This window comes from Hymenobacter endophyticus, assembly GCF_032464715.1.
Lineage (GTDB): Bacteria > Bacteroidota > Bacteroidia > Cytophagales > Hymenobacteraceae > Hymenobacter > Hymenobacter endophyticus.
Map to the genome: position 1 here is coordinate 525,812 of NZ_JAWDJT010000001.1, position 17,922 is coordinate 543,733.

At 62.4% G+C, this 17,922-nt stretch carries 14 protein-coding genes; 6 read left to right on the forward strand and 8 right to left on the reverse strand.

Annotation, left to right across the window (positions count from 1 at the left end; translation table 11 throughout):
• Positions 1 to 231: 231 nt before the first annotated feature.
• The 5 genes from ROI90_RS02145 to msrB form a co-directional block, all read right to left on the reverse strand.
• A complete protein-coding gene (locus tag ROI90_RS02145; protein WP_315996695.1) occupies positions 232 to 519 on the reverse strand; it encodes a hypothetical protein in 288 nt (95 codons plus the stop codon).
• Between the two features lie 39 nt (positions 520 to 558).
• Positions 559 to 900, reverse strand: coding sequence for a hypothetical protein (locus tag ROI90_RS02150; protein ID WP_315996696.1), 342 nt, complete (start codon positions 898 to 900; stop codon positions 559 to 561).
• A 33-nt stretch (positions 901 to 933) separates the two neighbouring features.
• Positions 934 to 1,200, reverse strand: a complete 267-nt coding sequence (locus tag ROI90_RS02155) for a hypothetical protein (protein ID WP_315996697.1) — start codon at positions 1,198 to 1,200, stop codon at positions 934 to 936.
• Positions 1,201 to 1,425: 225 nt separating this feature from the next.
• Positions 1,426 to 3,963: an excinuclease ABC subunit UvrA gene (gene uvrA, locus ROI90_RS02160; RefSeq protein ID WP_315996698.1), complete on the reverse strand. Its 2,538-nt coding sequence runs from the start codon at positions 3,961 to 3,963 to the stop codon at positions 1,426 to 1,428.
• Positions 3,964 to 4,114: 151 nt separating this feature from the next.
• Positions 4,115 to 4,555, reverse strand: a complete 441-nt coding sequence (gene msrB / locus ROI90_RS02165) for a peptide-methionine (R)-S-oxide reductase MsrB (protein WP_315996699.1) — start codon at positions 4,553 to 4,555, stop codon at positions 4,115 to 4,117.
• A 92-nt stretch (positions 4,556 to 4,647) separates the two neighbouring features.
• Here msrB and ROI90_RS02170 point away from each other — a divergent pair, with 92 nt between their 5' ends.
• Positions 4,648 to 5,040: an STAS/SEC14 domain-containing protein gene (locus ROI90_RS02170; RefSeq protein ID WP_315996700.1), complete on the forward strand. Its 393-nt coding sequence runs from the start codon at positions 4,648 to 4,650 to the stop codon at positions 5,038 to 5,040.
• An 86-nt stretch (positions 5,041 to 5,126) separates the two neighbouring features.
• Here ROI90_RS02170 and ROI90_RS02175 read toward each other — a convergent pair whose 3' ends face one another.
• Positions 5,127 to 6,734, reverse strand: coding sequence for a protein adenylyltransferase SelO (locus ROI90_RS02175; protein ID WP_315996701.1), 1,608 nt, complete (start codon positions 6,732 to 6,734; stop codon positions 5,127 to 5,129).
• Between the two features lie 321 nt (positions 6,735 to 7,055).
• On the opposite strand from ROI90_RS02175, the gene ROI90_RS02180 reads away from it, so the two are divergent.
• Complete coding sequence (locus tag ROI90_RS02180) at positions 7,056 to 7,901, forward strand: universal stress protein (RefSeq protein WP_315996702.1); 846 nt, start codon at positions 7,056 to 7,058, stop codon at positions 7,899 to 7,901.
• Positions 7,902 to 7,919: 18 nt separating this feature from the next.
• Here the strand turns inward: ROI90_RS02180 and ROI90_RS02185 are convergent, their stop codons facing one another.
• A complete protein-coding gene (locus ROI90_RS02185) occupies positions 7,920 to 9,212 on the reverse strand; it encodes a hypothetical protein (protein ID WP_315996703.1) in 1,293 nt (430 codons plus the stop codon).
• 363 nt (positions 9,213 to 9,575) lie between these two features.
• On the opposite strand from ROI90_RS02185, the gene ROI90_RS02190 reads away from it, so the two are divergent.
• The 4 genes from ROI90_RS02190 (at position 9,576) to ROI90_RS02205 (ending at position 15,851) form a co-directional block, all read left to right on the forward strand.
• Complete coding sequence (locus ROI90_RS02190) at positions 9,576 to 11,111, forward strand: SulP family inorganic anion transporter (RefSeq protein WP_315996704.1); 1,536 nt, start codon at positions 9,576 to 9,578, stop codon at positions 11,109 to 11,111.
• A gap of 323 nt (positions 11,112 to 11,434) precedes the next feature.
• Positions 11,435 to 12,457 (forward strand): 2Fe-2S iron-sulfur cluster-binding protein, encoded by a 1,023-nt coding sequence (locus ROI90_RS02195; protein ID WP_315996705.1) that lies wholly within the window; start codon positions 11,435 to 11,437, stop codon positions 12,455 to 12,457.
• Between the two features lie 10 nt (positions 12,458 to 12,467).
• Positions 12,468 to 13,505, forward strand: coding sequence for an FAD binding domain-containing protein (locus tag ROI90_RS02200; RefSeq protein ID WP_315996706.1), 1,038 nt, complete (start codon positions 12,468 to 12,470; stop codon positions 13,503 to 13,505).
• 93 nt (positions 13,506 to 13,598) lie between these two features.
• Positions 13,599 to 15,851, forward strand: coding sequence for a xanthine dehydrogenase family protein molybdopterin-binding subunit (locus ROI90_RS02205; protein ID WP_315996707.1), 2,253 nt, complete (start codon positions 13,599 to 13,601; stop codon positions 15,849 to 15,851).
• Between the two features lie 177 nt (positions 15,852 to 16,028).
• Here the strand turns inward: ROI90_RS02205 and ROI90_RS02210 are convergent, their stop codons facing one another.
• Positions 16,029 to 17,828 carry a M61 family metallopeptidase gene (locus ROI90_RS02210; protein ID WP_315996708.1) on the reverse strand — a complete coding sequence of 600 codons (1,800 nt, stop codon included), beginning with the start codon at positions 17,826 to 17,828 and terminating at the stop codon, positions 16,029 to 16,031.
• Positions 17,829 to 17,922 lie beyond the last annotated feature (94 nt).

Sequence of the window (17,922 nt, forward strand, 5' to 3'; positions counted from 1 at the left end):
TTTAGGCGGGGGGTATTGTATCAGGCATTTTAACTCAGCAGCCCAATGTGCGCCAAGTGGTGGGCATTACCGGCTTGCCGATGGGGTATTGCAATGGATCGAGAGTAAGTTTCCATAGGCCGTGAGCTTACCCTGCCTACCAGGCTAGCGACCCGGCGCAATCCGGCTGGCTGGCAGCAGTAACTTCGCCTGGCACCCCGCAAGCAGAACAAGTCCGGAACCGAGGGCCCGTTACGAATGAGTAGCCGTGTAGTGCTCGTCAATGGCGTGGTCCATAGCTTCCCGAAAAGTAGTGAGAAGCCGGTTCCGCTCCTGCTCCGGCATGCTCTGCAGGGCCTGCTCAAACGTAAGCCGGTACACCCGCGCCATAAATACGGCGCCATAGGTAGTAAAAAACCCGTCGTGTACTTTAGTAAATGCCTCTTTCTCCGCCGAGGAGATAGAGAGAGACAGCGCCAGCCATTCCTTGGCATTGTTGGCCAAACTTATTTGCAAATCCTTATCCATCAGGTTTATCATGTAAGTATCAATTAACCGACCTGCACCGTGCCGCCTGTGTTACAACTGCCGCCGATACGGGCGAAATATGCTGGGGGTAGCCTGGGGTACCGCCTGGCCTACTCCGCCGTGCGCCGCAAAAAATGCTTGGATAGCCGCCTCCAGCCCGGCCCGGTCGTGCAGGCCTACCGTGGCTGCAACATCCTGCGCTGCCAACGGAGCCGCCAGCCGGCTCAACCGGCAGGCCGCAATACCCAGTGGGTGCTCAATGAAGAGGCGGGTACCATCCTGGGCCAGCATTGCGTGTTGGTAACGCCAGGCTTGGGCAAACGCCAGATGGGTTGAACCGTGCATATCGTCGGTAGTGGCAAAGCCAAGGCTTCGCAGGTAAGAATCAGTCATGGAAAATCCAGCAAAAGGATGAGTAAGTAACAATCAGGCGCTCTGCACCTCAGCGGGCCAGTTTACTTGGCGCAGCAGCACCCGAAACTCGGCTTCGGAAGCTACCCGACCCTGAAAACAGTAGAGTATCTGGCCGTTCACGGCCTCCAGCAACGTCATTTCCCCATCAGGGTAGAATACTACGGTTTCCTGCCCGCACTCACTGGCGCGGCTGTAGCGCGTCTGCCCGGTTGGGGAAGCAAAACGCGAGAAGCCAAACGCCTGCAAAAGCGCAGCTGTTGGCTGATAGAAGGAAGACATGAGAGGAACCCGTAAATGGGACGCCGGGCCGGAAGGCGGAGCGGAAAACAACAGGCTGAGCGTAACCTCAGCACCAAAATACTGCCAGCAGGAAACAGCAGGGAGATGGCACCGCCGGAAAACCAGGGGCCTGTCTTTAAAGGTACGCAAATTCTGCCCGGCAAGAGACAAGCGCGGAATGAAGAGCACCTGTTTCGGACAGTAGCTATCCGGAACAAGCCGGTCTTACGGGTTCAGGAACCGTTGCAGAAAGGGAGCCGTTTTGCTGCTTTTCGATCTGGCTACCTCCCGGGGCGGACCCACTGCTACCACCTGCCCCCCTTCGTCGCCGGCGCCGGGGCCCATGTCCAGCACCCAATCGGAGGCGGCCACCACGCGCATATCGTGTTCCACCACTACTACGGTGTTGCCCGCATCTACTAGCTTTTGCAACTGGGTGAGCAGGCGCTCTACGTCGGCGGGGTGCAGGCCGGTGGTAGGCTCATCCAGCACGTAGAGAGAGTTGCCGCGGCCGGTGCGCTGCAGTTCCGTTGCCAGCTTGATGCGCTGGGCCTCACCCCCGCTCAGCTCGGTAGCGGGCTGGCCCAGGCGCAGGTAACCCAGGCCCACGTCGCGCAGAACGGTGAGGGCCCGGTGCACGGTGGCATCATCCCGGAAAAACTCCCAGGCTGCATCCACCGTTAGGTTCAGCACCTCGGCAATATTCTTATTCTGGTAGTGAATTTCGAGGGTTTTGGCATTGTAGCGGCTCCCATGGCACACCGAGCAGGGCGCATACACGCTGGGCAGAAACAGCAGCTCCACCATCACGAACCCCTCCCCCTGGCAGTTCTCGCAGCGGCCCTTGGCCACGTTGAAGCTAAAGCGGCCAGCATCGTAGCGGCGTTTACGAGCCTCGGGGGTAGCAGCAAACAACTTCCGTACATGGTCGAACAGGCCGGTATACGTAGCCATGTTGGAGCGCGGCGTGCGGCCGATGGGCTTCTGATCCACCCGCACCAAGCGTTTGATGGTTTCCAGCCCGGCTGTAATACGGCCGCCGGTTTCAGGGGCAGCGGCGCGCTCCAGGGGGTCAGTTTCGGCTTCTTCCTCGGCTTCCACTGCCTGCCCCAGCTGCTCGGCTACCAGCTCCACCAGTACCTGGCTCACCAGGCTGGATTTGCCGGAGCCCGACACCCCCGTAACGGTTGTGAGTGCGCCCAGCGGGAATTCCACGGCCAGCCCAGCAAGATTATTGCGGTGTACGCCTTCCAGACGCAGCCAGCCCGTGGCCGTACGGGGTATGGTAGCCAAGGCGACCTTTGTAGCGGGGTACAGAAAGCGGCGGGTTTCCGAATGCGGCACGTCAGCCAGGCCCGTTGGCTCTCCGCTGTACAGGATTTCGCCACCCAGTTCCCCGGCGGCCGGGCCCACATCTACCAGCCAGTCGGCCTGCCGAATCACATCCAGGTTGTGCTCTACCACAAACAAGGAATTGCCAGCCTGCCGCAGGCTGGCCAGGGCTTTCAGCAGCGCCTGGGTATCGGAGGGGTGCAGGCCGGCTGAGGGCTCATCCAGCACATACACCACCCCAAACAGGTTGGAGTACAGCTGCGTGGCCAGGCGCAGCCGCTGCAGCTCACCCGGCGACAAGGTGGGTGTGCTGCGTTCCAGCGACAAATAGCCCAGCCCCAGGTCGAGCAGTACGGTGAGACGGGCGCACAAATCCTGGGTGATGCGGCGGGCTACTTCGGCCTGTTCCGGGTGCGCGGCGTCATGGGCCTGGGCGCGGGCTTTGCCCTCGGCGAAGGGCCGGATCAGAGCCTCCAGACGCTTGAGCGGCAGCCCCGAAAAATCGGCAATATCCAGCCCGGCAAACGTGACGCTCAATGACTCCCGGCGCAGGCGCTTGCCCCGGCAGGTAGGGCACTCCGTGCTGAGCATATACTGCAGGGCCCGTTTCTTCATGAGCGGGCTCTGGGTGGTAGCGAAGGTGTGCAGCACGTGGCGGCGGGCGCTGCTAAAGGTACCCATGTAGTTGGGCGGCTCCTGGCGCTTGAGGGCCCGTTGGGTTTCCTTGGGTGAGTAGCCGGGGTACACCGGCACCACCGGCTGCTCCTCCGTAAACAGAATCCAGTCGCGCTGCTGCTGGGGCAACTCCCGCCACGGAACGTCCACGTTGTAACCCAGGGTTACGAGGATGTCGCGCTGGTTTTGCCCGCCCCAGGCCTGGGGCCAGGCGGCAATGGCCCGCTCCCGGATGGTGAGCGAGGGGTCGGGCACCATGCTGTCCTCGGTTACCTCGTATATGCGGCCCAGGCCGTGGCAGGTGGGACAGGCACCTTCCGGGGTGTTCGAGGAAAACGCCTCGGCGTAAATGATACTCTGCCCCTTGGGGTAGTCGCCGGCCCGGGAATACAGCATACGCACCAAATTGGACAGCGTAGTGACGGAGCCGACCGAGGAGCGCGTAGTGGGCGTGCCGCGCTGCTGCTGCAGAGCTACGGCCGGCGGCAGCCCGTCAATAGACTGTACCTGGGGCACCGACATCTGGTGAAACAGCCGCCGCGCGTACGGCGACACCGACTCCAGGTAGCGGCGCTGGGCCTCGGCGTACAGGGTGCCAAATGCCAGGCTGCTTTTGCCCGAGCCCGACACACCCGTAAACACCACCAGCGCGTCGCGCGGGATGTCCACGTCCACGTTTTTGAGGTTGTGTTCCCGCGCCCCGCGCACCCGCACGAAGCCGTTGAAGTTGGTAGTCGATGGAGAGGAATCAGGCATGATGACGAAGCAAATTGGTGGCTTCGTATACGAGGCTGGCGGGGAAGTATCCACCTTACCCTTACGTTCGGGGGCCTTTACAGCCGAAGCTATCTGATGGCTTGGCGGTTAAGCCCCCAATATTCTGCAGGATGCCAGGTGCTCGAACCCGTTACCTCTGCTCCAGGCTCACGGAGTTGATGCAGTAGCGTAAGCCCGCCGGAGCGGGTCCATCGGGAAAAACGTGGCCGAGGTGGCCCTCACACACATTGCACACGGCCTCCATGCGCTGCATGTGGTGGCTGTCATCGAAGGCGTAGCGAATGGCGCTGCGGGCAGCCGGCTGGGTGAAGCTGGGCCAGCCGGATATGGCGTGGTACTTGGTGGCCGAGTCGAACAGAAGGCTGCCGCAACCGGCGCAGTGGTAGCGGCCAGGCTCGTAGCTGCGGCAGTAGGCGTTGCGGTAGGGTGGCTCGGTGCTCCGGTTGCGCATCACCTCGTAGCAGACCAAGGGCAGCCGGTAGCGCCATTCCGCTTCCGAAAGTACCACCCGGCGCAGCGGCTCGGGGTTACCGTATTTCGCGTACGTCAGTACGTCAATCCATCGGAGCATCGCCTTGCGTAGGTTTTGCGCTTTTTAGTTTAAATTCCGGTAACTATGTCCGCGTGGGTACATCTGCCCCAGCCTATTTACCGCCCCAGCATATGGAGCATTTGTACGATACCTCTCCCCTAAGTATCTCCTACGATTTTGCCAATAGTTGGCTGTTTGTGGAGTGGAAGGGCGCACACGATGCCCAATCATCCCGGGCGGGCGGCGAGCTAATTCTGCAGTACCTGCAGCAATACCCCTGCCGCAAAATGCTGAACGACAACAGCCAGGTAACCAGCGACTGGGAGCTGGGGGCCCGGTGGGTGGGCAGTGAGTACTACCAGCAGCTGGCCCGGCAGGGCATCCGGCACGTAGCCTGGGTATGCCCCCCCTATTGGCCGGCCCGCAAATCCATGGAAACAGCTATGCGCTTCGTTACCATTCCCACCGTGCTCCTCTTCGATGACGTGGCCGCGGCATACACCTGGCTGCTACGGCAGGTATGAGTGAGTTGCTGGCTGGTGGTTGTTTGGTATTCATGAACGAGCTTCTATTAATAACAAACAATTGACAACCAACAACTAATGCTTTACTAAGAGCTGCACGAAAGGGTGGCGCTGCCCGGTTTGGTGCGCGCCCACTCGGGGCGCTTGGCGGCCAGATCCTCGTAGGCGGGATGTTCCTCGAAGGGGCTTTTCAGCACATGGTAAAGTCGTTCCAGATCCGTTAGGTCACCGGCTTCCGCGGCTTCAATGGCTAGCTGCGCCAAGTAGTTGCGCAGCACGTATTTGGGGTTGACGGCCAGCATACCCTTTCGGATATCCTCGGGGGTGGCAGTTTCCAGCCTCAACCGCTCGGTGTAGCGCTGCAGCCACTCCAGCAGCAGGGTGTGCGGCGCACCCTGGGGGTTGTAGCTCACCTCTTCAATAAACGCCCGATGGGTAGACACGTTACCTTCGGGCGCGGCCAGCAGCTCAGGCACCAAATGCGACAGGCGCCGGAAAAACAACGTCATATCTGCCTCGGAGGCTTCCAGCGCCGTATCCAGCGCTTCGGCCAGGGCCAGATCGGGGGCGGCATCGGGCTGAGCAGTGAGGCCCAGCTTACCCAGCATCAGGGCTTGGCGGGTGTGGTTGAAGGTGGCAGCATACGTGTCTAGGCCGGGCCGCAGGGCTTCGTTGGGCGCGGTTACCAGCGGGGAAAGGGCCTGGCCCAGCTGCATCAGGTTCCAGAGCGCCACCCGGGGCTGTTGCCCGAAGGCGTAGCGGTAGGTGCTGAAGTCGGTGGTATTAGGGGTCCAGCCGGGCTCATAGGGCTCCAGCCAACCGTAAGGACCGTAGTCGATGGTCAGGCCCAGGATGCTCATGTTGTCGGTGTTCATCACCCCGTGCACGAAGCCCACCGTCATCCAGTGGGCTATCATCACGGCCGTGCGCCGACAGATTTCCGTGAACCACTGCTTGTATACTTCCTCCGAAGGCTCACCCAGCTCCGGAAAGTGGTGGCGAATCACGTAGTCGGCCAGCTGGCGCAGGTTGTCCAGCTCCTGGTGGGCCAGCAGAATCTGGAAGTTGCCGAAGCGCACAAACGAGGGCGCCACCCGGCACACAATGGCGCCGGCTTCGGGGCGGGCATTGCCATTGTAAAACATGTCGCGCACTACCTCGTCGCCGGTACTCACCAGGCTCAGGGCCCGGGTAGTGGGTACGCCCAGGTGGTACATGGCCTCCGAGCACAGAAACTCCCGGATGGAGGAGCGCAACACGGCCCGGCCATCGGCCCGGCGCGAATAGGGCGTGGGCCCCGCTCCTTTCAGCTGCAGCTCCCAGCGCGAGCCATCCACGGCTTGTAGCTCACCCAGAGAAATAGCCCGCCCGTCGCCGAGCTGCCCGGCCCAGTTGCCAAATTGGTGTCCCCCATAGCGGGCGGCATAGGGCTGCATAGTAGCGGCCACGCGGTTACCGGCCAGCAGCTCCACCGCCGGTCCTTGCTCCGGTGGCCGTGCTACGCCCAGAAACACTGCCAACTCCTCTGACCAGGCCAGTAGCCGGGGGGCTTGCACCGGCGTAGGCTGCACCGGCGAGTAGTGGTAGCCGGGTACTTGGCGCGGCACGTTTTCCCGGGAAACATCCCCCTGTAGCTCCTCCACAAAGGAATTGGTGAAGGTAGCCTGCTCGAGCGGTTGGCGTGAAGTTGTCATAGGCGGTTAACGTGCGGCCGGAGGAAATAATGCCGGTCGGCTGCGGGTAGCTACTAGCAAAGCGTTTCGATTGTTTTGGGTGGAGCCTGGAAACCTGCCCGTACTACCGAGCCTACACTCAGCGGTAATACACTGTTCATCAGCACACTACTTCTGCCTGCGTTTTTCCACATCATGGTCAGTTTCTCCACTCCTGAATTGTAATAATTCAATAACGGATAGTTGGTTTTCAGAATCAGAATCAGTATATTTTCCCACGTACTCCCCTGCAGACCATTCAGTTACCCTCCCGTTCAGCATCCATTTTTCAGCTCCCATCCCATGAAAAATCTGCTTGTTCCCACTGATTTCTCCCCGGAAGCCCATTATGCCCTTGAGGCAGCCCTGCAGTTGGCCCACCGCAGCGGTGGCCACATCACGCTGCTGCACGTGGTGGATGCGCCGCCGGCTTCGGGCATTGCTACTTCGGGTGGCATGCCGAGCGGAGACGGCCTCAACAACGTGTACATGCTCAAGCTGCTGCAGGCCACCAAGCGCCGCATGCACGAGTGGATGGCCGAGGCCCGCCAACTGATGCCCGATGTGCCAGTGCGCGACCTGGTGCTGACGGCCGAGTTTGAGCCGGCCGTGCTGAAAACCATTCAGGAGCACCACATTGACTTGGTGGTGATGGGAGCCCACGAGCACACTTCCTGGACGCGGTTTTTCCTGGACTCGCACACCGAGCGGATTATGCGGCTGGCGCCTTGCCCGGTGCTTACGGTGAAGCATCCAGCCAACGACTTCACGGTACAACACCTGGTTTTTGCCTCCGATTTTACGGCAGAAGCCGACCGCGCCGTGCCCGGTCTGAAGCAGCTACAGGCCCTGTTCCCGGAGGCCACGCTGCACCTGCTGGACGTAGTGCCCTCCGCCGACCGGCATGGGGCGGCCCTGCACTCTATTGAGCATTTTGCCCGCCGCCACCAGCTCATGCACTACGAGGCCGACGTGTTCGATGCTCCCCGGTTGAGTACCGGCATTCCGCGCTTCGCTGAGCAGGCCCACGCCGATTTGGTGGTGATGCTCACCCACGGCCGCTCCGCCCTCAGCCACCTATTCCAGAGCAGCACCTCCGAGGCCGTGGCCCTGCACGCCCGACAACCCGTAATGACGGTGCACGCCTGAGCGGAAACGAGCGGCCGTTCAGCGGCGCGTATGGTCCGGCACAAGCAGGAGCCGGTTGGCTCCTTGCTGCAGCGTTACGGCCTGCTGCCAAACCTTCAACTGACGAATATTCCGTAGCAGCGGCAGCGGTTCCCAGGTGGTGCCACTGTTACTAGTGGCCACTACCTGGCCGTCTTCGGTCAATAGGTAGCCGTTGCCAGTACCCGCCACAAAGGCTACCTGCCGGAAGCTGCGGGCCTCCGGCACGGCGTATGGCTGCCAGCGGCCCTGCGCAAAGCGCAGCAGCTGCCGGTTGGGCAAGGGCACGTACCGCAGTATGCCTTTGGAGAGGCGCGGCTTGCGGTTGTCCAGCGTGGCCCACAGCTCGCCGGTATCGGCCTGGGCCAGGGAAGTCACTTCCACGGTATCGGGCACATCGAGCAGGCGGTAGGGCGGGTGCAGCGCCAGGGGCAGCGCGTAGATGTTGCCGGCCGTGGCGCTGATTTCATCGGGCGGCAGCGTCGGCATCCGGTCACTGCCAAAAATGAACAGCTGCTCGCCGGCAGCCGAGAAGCTGAAGCCCCGAACAGCCCGGTGCACTGATAGCCCGTACGGATGCGCCGGGCTGTTTTGGGCCAGCTCGGGGCTGAAAGCGGAATCTTGGCCGTAGATCCAGACGTCACCATCGGCGTGCATGGGACTGCGGGTACCTTCGTAAGGGTTGGCATATGTGCCCACCAGAAAATTGCGGCCAATGGCGGTGAGAGCCGTGACGTAGAAATTGGTGGGTATCTGCTGAGTTTCCCAGCTGGCCCCGGCCGTTTGGGTCAAGGCAATAAAGGCCTGTTGCCCCTTGTTAGCAAAGTACGTATGCCCACCCGAAGATGCCTTCAATTTATTGCGACTAAGATGCGTCACGCCCTCTGAGGCCGGATCGGGCGTGCGGTACTGCTGCCATGCCCGGCTGCAGCCGAATACTAGGCTGCCCGTCAGCAGCACGCTTGCCAAACCGGCCCCGCGCCGCCACGCTGCACCGGAGCGACGCAGCAGCACCATCAGCCCTAAGAGCACCGGCAGCAGAGACACCACACCTGCGCTGCCCTGCTGCAACAGCACCGCCGCCGGCCGGAAGTTGCCCGCTACGGCCCCGTGCGTGGCACTGAGGAAATAAAACTGCGTTACAGTGAAGTTGGCCGGCGTCGGGACCAGCTCTGTATGGTTGCCCCGGAATCGGTAAAGTTGCCCGCCGTCCGCCAGCACGTAACCGGAGGAATCCGTGAGAAACTGAAAATCCTGAATCTGCCGGATAGCACCGAGTGTGAAAATGCGCATACAACTAACAATACATGACTTTGAGGTACACCAGCCGGCATAGTTGCGTTAAACAGATGGACCGCTTACGTTCGAAACTACCTGTTTCGCCCATAGGAGCCGCAGCCGACCAGGCTGGTTGCAGACCTTCTTCGTTCTATGTGAGGCCGAAGCCATGAGCGTTTTGCAGGCACTAAGACCAGTGCCCGCCAGAGCCGGCAACGGTCGGGTGCGTATCTTTGCCGGGCGTATGCGTTGCTTCTTTTCCGCTTTCTTCCGTACCGGCTCACCCACTCCACCCTGAGAAACTGGCCCGCTTACCCCCTGCCGCCGCTTCCTGCCCGAAGCGTGCGGCTTTTCTTTTGCCAATTTTCAGCGTGTTTGATGAGTACCCTTTCTGCTTATTTTTCTCAGTACCGCGTTAACGCGAAGAACGAAGTGCTGGCCGGCCTGACCACGGCCCTGGCCCTGGTGCCGGAGGTAGTGGCCTTTGCGCTACTGGCCCACATCAGCCCGCTGGTGGGCATTGGCTCAGCCTTTGTTATCTGCTTACTCACCAGCGTATTTGGCGGGCGGCCAGGCATGATTTCCGGGGCGGCCGGCTCGGTAGCGGTGGTGATTGTGGCTCTGGTGGAACAGCACGGCCCCGAGTACCTGTTTGCCGCCGTGGCCCTGATGGGCCTGCTTCAGATTGGCGTGGGCTTGCTCCGCTGGGGCAAGTTTATCCGGCTGGTGCCCCAGCCGGTGGTGTTCGGCTTCGTGAATGGGCTGGCCGTCATCATCTTCATGGCCCAGCTGGAGCAGTTTAAGGTAGCGGGCCCAGGTGGCGAGGAGCAGTGGCTCGGCGGCCCCCCGCTCCTGCTGATGCTGGCGCTGGTGGCCCTGACCATGGCCATTGTGTACCTGCTGCCCCGCCTCACCAAGGCCGTACCGGCTTCGCTGGTGGCCATTGCGGTGGTATCGGCCTTGGTTATCCTGGGCGGGCTCGATACCAAGTCGGTGGGCGATATTGCCTCCATTGCCGGGGGCCTGCCCCAGCCGCACTGGCCCCAGATTCCCTTCACCTGGGATACGCTGGTGCTGGTGCTGCCCTACTCCGTGATTATGGCGCTGGTGGGCCTCACCGAAAGTCTGCTGACCCTGACCGTAGTAGACGAAATCACCGATACCCGCGGCCAAAGCAATCAGGATTGCGTGGCCCAGGGCCTGGCCAACGTGGCCTCGGGCCTCACCGGCGGCATGGGCGGCTGCGCCATGATTGGCCAGACGATGGTGAATCTGGAGTCGCGGGGGCGGGGTCGTTTGTCGGGCGTGGTGGCGGCGCTGGCGCTGGCCCTGTTCGTGGTGGCCGGCTCCTCCGTTATCGAACGGTTGCCGCTGGCGGCGCTGGTGGGCGTGATGTTCACGGTGGTTATCAGCACGTTTGAGTGGGCCAGCCTGCGGATTCTGCGCCGCATGCCCCGCACCGATGTAGCCGTAATGGCCCTGGTAACGCTGGTTACGGCCGTGTCGCAGAACCTGGCACTGGCGGTATTGCTGGGCGTGGTGGTATCGGCCTTGGCCTTTGCCTGGGAAAATGCCCAGCGCATCCGGGCCCGCAAGCACCTGGATGCCGCGGGCGTGAAGCACTACGAGTTGTACGGGCCGCTGTTCTTCGGCTCGGTACAGGCATTCACCGAGAAGTTCGACCCCGCCGCCGATCCGGCCGAGGTGGTCATTGATTTCCGGGAAAGCCGGGTGGCCGATATGTCGGGCCTGGATGCTTTGCACAAGCTCACGGAGCGGTACCAGCGGGCCGGCAAAATCCTGCGCCTGCGCCACCTCAGCCCCGACTGCCGCCTGCTCGCCAATGCGGGCGCGCTCATCGAAGTCAACATTTTGGAAGACCCTGAATACGTGGTGGCCACTCCCCAGGGCTAGGCTGCTGCGCGTATGGGTTTCCTACCGCCCCGGTTGCCCTGGCAGCCGGGGCGGTGGTGCTTTTGGGCTGCCGCGTAGGTCACTTCCCTCAGATTCCGGCACGCGCAGCCGTGCAGAATTATGCCGCTGCCTGCACCGGAGCGACGGGGTCATCTGGCACCCGGAAATGAGTTTCCGGGCTAAAAAGGCCTATATAAGCTTTCTGCCGCCGGTTTTTCCTGCTCTTCTACAACGGCGGCTTAACCTGCACCCACAGGCTTACCTGAACAATGAGGCCACATTACGGGCCGGTTCGCGTATGGTAGAGTGAAATTGCTTCTACCATGTCCGACCCATTCCGGCTCCCGCTCGGCGCAGCTGCCCCGAACTGCCTGCTCCCCAACGGCCTTCACTTGCACGATTTGCGCGGCCAGCCCGTGCTGCTGGCCTTCGCCCCCGATGAGTGGAACCCGGCTCAGGCGTATCAAAGCACGATTTTCGCTCACTTACTGCGTGAATTTGAAGGCAGTAATTTCCCGCCCGACATTTCGCTTTCCTGCTGGCACTCTTTAAGCTGCAATGGTGTGGTGGCGGCGGAGTTTGGCGTAGCGGGCCAGCGGGCCCTGGTGCTGCTGGATGAGCAGGGACAGGTACGCTGGCAAACCACGGTGGCACCCAACCAGGAGCTGCGGACGGGCCAGGTGTTAGCAGCTCTGGAAGCCCTGCGTCCCTTAGCCTCGACCGGAACACCTCCTGCCCCAGCCATACCCGGCGGTTTGTCGCGCCGCACGTTTGTAACGGCCACGCTGGCCGCAGCGGCCCTGCTCCTGCTGGTGGGGCCCGTTGAGGCCGCCGAACCGGTTTCTCCCTCCGAAACTCAGCCGCCCATGCCTGCTTCCAACGTCGCCACCATACCCATTACCTTAACTATCAACGGCGAGGCGCACCGCCTGGAAGTGGAGCCCCGCGTGGCCCTGCTGGATGCGCTGCGCGAAAACCTGCACCTCACCGGTACCAAAAAAGGCTGCGACCATGGGCAGTGCGGCGCCTGCACCGTGCATATTGACGGGCAAAGCGCCTTATCCTGCCTCACGCTGGCCGTGATGAGCGAAGGTCGAAAAATCACCACCATTGAAGGGCTGGCCCAGGGCGAAGCGCTGCACCCTATGCAAGCCGCCTTCGTGAAGCACGACGCCTTCCAGTGCGGCTACTGCACGCCGGGGCAGATTATGGCGGCCACCGCGCTGGTGCAGGACAAGCAGCGCCGCTCGGCCGCCGAAATAAGGGAAGCCATGAGCGGCAACCTGTGCCGGTGCGCGGCCTACCCCAACATCATTGCCGCCATCCAGGAAACACAAACCGCCTAGCCGCTACCGTATGTACCCTTTTACCTACCAGCGGGCTACCACGCCCGCCCAGGCCGTGGCGGCCGTGGCTTCGGCGCCCGGCGCGGCCTTCATAGCCGGCGGCACCTCTCAGCTTGACTTAATGAAGGAAGACGTGTTGCGCCCCAGCCTCTTGGTGGACGTGACCCAGCTGCCTCTCAACACCATCAGTGCCCTGAACGGGGGGCTGCGGCTGGGTGCGGGCGTATCTAACACGGCGGCAGCGCTACACCCCGAGGTACTGGCCCGCTTCCCCGCCGTAAGCGAAGCTCTATTGGCCGGGGCTTCCACCCAAATCCGCAACATGGCCAGCCTGGGTGGCAACCCTTTGCAACGCACCCGCTGCCCCTACTTCCGTGACCTGGCCCAGCCCTGCAACAAGCGGGAGCCGGGCACGGGCTGCGCCGCGCTGCAGGGCATCAACAAAGTGCACGCCATCTTCGGGGCCTCGGCCGCCTGCGTAGCCACTCACCCCAGCGACCTGGCCGTGGCCCTGGCCGCCCTCAACGCCCAGGTGCAGGTAACCGGTCCTAATGGCGCCCGCACCATTGCCTTCCCCGACCTGCACCGCCTGCCCGGCGACACGCCCCAGCAGGACACCACCCTGACCCACGGCGAGCTGATTACCAGTATCGACCTGCCCGCTTTCAACGGCCGCTCCCACTATCTGAAAGTGCGCGAGCGGGCCAGCTACGCTTTTGCGCTGGTTTCGTGCGCGGTAGCATTGGAAATGGACGGCAAGAAAATCCGGCGGGCACGGGTGGCGCTGGGTGGCGTGGCCCACAAGCCTTGGCGGGTGCCCGCAGCCGAGGCGCTACTGGCTGGTAAAAAGCCTTCCGAAAAGCTATTTGAGGCCGCCGCCAAAGCAGCTTTTGCGGATGCCAAGCCCCTGGAACATAACGCCTACAAAATCCCGATGGGCCGCAACCTGTTAGTGAGGGCTTTGCTAGAAACCAGTGGACTGCAACCCATGCAGGGCCCGGCCGGCACGGCCTTCGCCGCCAGCGTAGGCGGTGTGGGCGGCGAATAGGATTTAGCTATTGGCTCTACGCTGCAGTCAACTGAAAAATAGATTCAAACTAAAAAGCTAACAGCCAACCGCACTAGCTAACAGCTCAATAAAATGGTAGAAGCAACCGGAAAACCGCTCGACCGAGTAGATGGGCGGCTGAAAGTAATGGGGGCGGCGCGCTTTAGCGCCGAGTGGGACGTGCCGGGCCTCGCCTACGGGGCCATTGTGAGCAGCAGTGTGGCCTCCGGCACGGTGCGCGCCATTGATAGCGCGGCGGCTTTGCGGGCACCCGGCGTACTGGCCGTACTCACCCACGAAAACGCCCCCCGCCTCCAGCCCATGCCCGAGAAGGTAAACGGCTCGTTGTTTCGGGGAGAGGGCGGTATCACGGAAACCCGCCAGCCTTTGCAGGATGCCACCGTGGAGTACGCTGGCCAGCCCCTGGCCGTGGTGGTGGCCGATACGCTGGAGCGGGCCCGCCACGCCGCCAGCCTGGTGCGCGTGACCTACGACGCGCGCCCGGCCGAGTTGAAAATGGACGCCTCCACCCGCCGCACTCTACCCGAAACCTTCACCGGCAACCAGGACGAAAAGCTGCAGGTAACCGTGGGTGACCCGAAAACCGCCCTGGCCGCCGCCCCCGTAAAGCTGACGCAGGTGTACGAATCGGGCATCACCCACCACAACCCCATCGAGCAGCTGGCCAGCATTGCCCGCTGGGAAACGCGCAACGGCGCCGAGTTCCTGACGCTCTACGACACTACCCGCGGCGTGGAGAACCTGCAGGAAGTGGTGTCGAATTCGCTTAGCGTACCCAAGGATAACGTGCACGTTATCTGCCCCTTTATTGGCGGCGCGTTTGGCTCCAAAGGCTGGATGTTTGCGCCCCCCCTGCTCACGGCCATGGCCGCGCGGGTGGTGAAACGACCCGTGAAGATAGAGTGGCGGCGGCAGGATATGTTTGCCGTGGCCGGGCAGCGCGCCGCCACCCGCCAAACCCTCAGCCTCGGCGCTACCCCCGACGGCAAGCTCACCGCCCTGCAGCACGATACCCAAACGCACGCCTCCCAGTCGAGCGGTTACACCGAGCCCTGCGCCCGGGTTTCGCGGATGATGTACGCGGTGCCCAACCTGGGTTTTGCGCACCAGCTCAACCACCTGCACCTGCCTTCGCCCTGCCCCATGCGCGGCCCCGGCGAAACCGTGGGCGGCTGGGCCCTGGAGTGCGCAATGGATGAGCTGGCTGCCAAGCTAAACCTGGACCCCGTGGAGCTACGCCTGCGCAACTATGCCGAGAAAAACCCCGAAACCGGCAAGCCCTGGAGCAGCAAGCACCTGCGCGAGTGCTACGCCCGGGGCCAGGAACTCATCGGCTGGAGCCAGCGCAACCCCAAACCCCGCTCCATGCGCGAGGGCAATAGCCTCATTGGCTACGGCATGGCCACCACCATGTACCCTGCCGCCCGCCGCCCCGGCCAGGCCAAGGCCACCCTGTTCGCCGATGGCCGCGCCCTCGTACAAAGCGCCACCCACGAAATGGGCAACGGAGCTTACACCATCTTCCGCCAAATCAGCGCCGATGGGCTGGGGCTGCCGGTGGAGCAGGTCCGTTTCGAGCTGGGCGACTCCGCCCTGCCGGCGGCGCCCACCAGCGGCGGCTCGGCTACTACGGCCACCATTGGGCCGGCCTCCTTGGCCGCCTGCCGCAACGTGCTGGCCGCCCTCAAGCGCCTGGCTATCCGGGATGCGAAGTCGCCGCTATACGGGGCTACCGAGGATGCGCTGGAGGCCCGCGACGGGCGTCTGGTACGCAAGGACAACCCCGCGCAGGGCGAGGAATACGGGACCATTCTGCGGCGGGCTAAGTTGCCTTCTCTGGAAGCCAGCGGCGAAGCCAAACCGGGTGAGGAGCGGGAGAAATATTCGTTCTACTCGTTCGGGGCCATATTTGTGAAGGTGCGGGTAGACGAGTTGACCGGTACCGTGCGGGTAGACAAGCTGTGCGCCGTGCTGGACGTGGGCCGGCTGATGAACCCTAAAACGGCGCACTCCCAAATAATCGGTGGCGTATCTATGGGCCTGGGCGCTGCCCTTATGGAAGAAACCCAGTACGACCCGCGCAACGGCCGCGCCGTGGTCCGCAACCTCGCCGATTATCACGTGCCCAGCATGGCTGACACGCCCGATATTCAGGTGGAGTGGCTGAATATTCCCGACCCGTACATCAGTGAGCTGGGAGCCCGGGGCATAGGCGAAATTGGCTGCGTGGGCACGCCGGCCGCCATTACCAACGCCGTATACCACGCTACCGGCCGCCGCTTCCGCTCTTTGCCTCTCACCCCCGATAAAATCGTGCAAGGGTAGGTTTGCACCAAACGCAGTAAAAACAGCCGGCCCCGACCTTCAATATTGAAGGTCGGGGCCGGCTGTTTTTACTACTAAGAAAGTGGCAGAACGTCATGTTTCATCTCCGGCTCTGCATGACGGGCCGTTGAGTTCACGAATTTCTACAGTACCTCAAGCCTTCAGTGTGCAGAAAGACTACAGGTTCTTCATCCAGGTTTCCCGCAGGGCCAGCTGGGCCGGCGTGGCGTTGGGGTTCTGGCTGAACATGTAGCGCTGCACTTCCTCGGTACTGCCCAGCTTCACGCGCACCGTTTGCTCCTGCCCGTTGCGCACAATGGTCAGCGGCAGCTCGGAGCCGGGGGCGCGGCTACCGGCGCGGCGCAGGCCGGTGAAGTCGTTGCGCACCCCATCCACGGCCACCAGCTGGTCGCCTACCTGTACGCCGGCGGCCTGCAAGGGGCCACCCACGCGGGTGAAGTACACGTTGGTTTCCCGCGGCGCCAGGCCCACCGGGCCCAGCGTGGCTACCTGTTTGCCAGTATGCACAATGGGCTGGTAGCTCACGCCTACTTTGGCATAATACTCGGCCAAGGGCAGCGGCTCGGCACCCTGCACGTAGCGCTTGAAGAAGTCCCCGATTTCGGGGTAGGTGAGCTTGGTGAAGTCTTCAAAGAAGGTTTTTTCGCTGAAGGGCTTGTTGGGACCGTACTGCTTGGCCAGCTGCAGCAGCACGTCGCGCAGGCCACGCTTGCCGCCGCTCAGCTCCAGCAGGCGTAAATCGAGCAGGCCGGCCGTGAGGGCCCCGCGCTGGTAGATGTTGCCGTACTGGCGCTGGCCTTCGTCGGAGAAGGAGTTGAGGCCCAGGCGGCTCAGGCTGTAGGTGGTATCGGTGCGGGTACGGTCGTACTGCACTTTGTCGTGCAGGGTGCTCAGGTAGTCATTCAAGGGCACCAAGCCGCCGCGCAACTGCATCATGTGGGAGGCCCACTCGGTGGTGCCCTCGTAGAGCCATAAATGCTCGGAGCCGGTGGGCTGCACGAAGTTAAACTGCTCAATCACCTCGGAGTGGATGTTGAGCGGAGTCATCACGTGGAAAAACTCATGGGCCGCAATATCCACCACGCCCTGCGCCGACTCGGGCGTGAGCGGCTGCTCGGGCAACACGTACTCGGAGCTGTAGGAATGCTCCCAGGCCCCGGCCGAGCGGTCGGCGAAGTGGTAGAGGAAGGCGTAACGGTTCACGGGCAGCTGCCCCCCGAAGAAACTCTGCGCGGCCGTCAGCATCTTTTGCATGTAGCCCAGCAGGGGCTCGGCCTGCACCTTATCGGTGGCGGAGTAGCAGTAAAGCGCCACATCGGCGTTGCCCAGCTTGGTGCTGGCTTCGGTGAGACGGCCCAGCAGAATGGGCGAATCGACGGCGTGGTCGTAGCTCTGCAGGTGGTAGTAGCCCTCTTTATCGGCCTGCAGCACTGAGCCGGCTTTCCAGCCGCTGGGGTACTGCAGCTTCAAGCGCAGGGGCTTGGCCTGCATGCCCTGGGGGAAGCCCAGCAGCGTCTGGCCGTTCAGCAGGGCGTGGTCCAGCTCCAGGGAGGAGCCGCACATGCGGTAGATATTGTGCTCCTTAACCGGCGTATCCCAGGTTTCAGCAATGGTGTAGCGGATTTCGCGGGTTTTCTCGGGCTGACTGAGTTGCCACTGGTTGGTGTTCAACTGCTTTACTTCCAGGGCCTTTCCCTTGTCATCAAATGCCTGGAAGTTGCTCACGAAGCGGCCCATATCCATCACCTGATAGGTACCGGGCGCGGTGGCCGCAAACTGGTAGATGGCCTGGTCTTTCTTGAGCTTGGGCAGTTCCAGCTTCACCTGAAAGGCGTTGCTGTTGGTGGCCGGGTCCATGCTCACGGTGTAGGTCAGCTCGCGGGGGGCTTTGGCCAGCGCCGGAGCCGTCAGAGCGGTCAGCAAGCCCAGGGCAGCTGAGCGGAATAAGAAAGGCATTGGGGAAAATGAAGTTGGTAGTAGCCCACAGACGCAGCTTCGCCGTCAGCCGTTGCCTCTACCGCATTATCTCCCAACAAGTGTAGTTTCTCCG